This is a genomic window from Bacillus sp. P4_D3 (assembly GCF_056401855.1).
Genome location: NZ_JBFUIN010001143.1, coordinates 1 through 764 on the forward strand (window position 1 = coordinate 1; position 764 = coordinate 764).

At 31.9% G+C, this 764-nt stretch carries 1 protein-coding gene; it reads left to right on the plus strand.

Going from position 1 to position 764, the window contains the following annotated elements:
* Positions 1-255: 255 nt before the first annotated feature.
* Positions 256-764, plus strand: a 509-nt coding sequence (locus AC1DTM_RS29865) for a class I SAM-dependent methyltransferase (RefSeq protein ID WP_477001631.1), incomplete at its 3' end; no start/stop codon positions are given.

Sequence of the window (764 nt, forward strand, 5' to 3'; positions counted from 1 at the left end):
GTAGAAGTTCTTGTGAAGTTACAGGGGGATTAAGCTATTTAGACGTGTAAGAAGATCCTCAAATATAAGAGATACTTTGTGGGGTTGTGGGATAAGTTCCCATAACCTTTTTTGTTTTGTACTTAAAAATAAAAGAGTTAAATTTTTTTGATAGAAGGTCTCTAATAGAAGAGACGAGACTAAAAGAGGATTTGAAATTATATAGAGAGAACTTATAAATTAAATATAATATTTTATAGAAAGAAGATGATAAAAATGAGTAAAGAAGAACTTGTGAAACAACAATTTGGTAGTAATGCAGAGAAGTATGTGAAAAGTAAAATTCATGCAAATGGACCGGATTTACAATATGTAGTTCAGCAAGTTGAAACTCGTCATAATACTCGTCTTCTTGATATTGCTACTGGTGGTGGACATGTTGCAAATTTGTTAGCCCCAATGTTTAAAGAGGTAGTCGCTCTTGATTTAACAGAAAAAATGTTAGAAAAAGCAAAAGGTTTTATAGAAGGGAACGGGCATGAAAATGTATCATTTGTAGCAGGAAATGCAGAAAATTTACCATTTGCTGATGAAGCCTTTGATACAATTACATGCCGAATTGCCGCACATCACTTTGTTGATCCTTTGCAATTTATTTTTGAAGTACATCGAACGTTAGAAGATAGTGGATTATTTATATTAATTGATAACGTTTCACCAGAAAATAATGAATTTGATACATTTTATAACTTTATCGAAAAGAAGAGAGATCCGAGCCATGAACG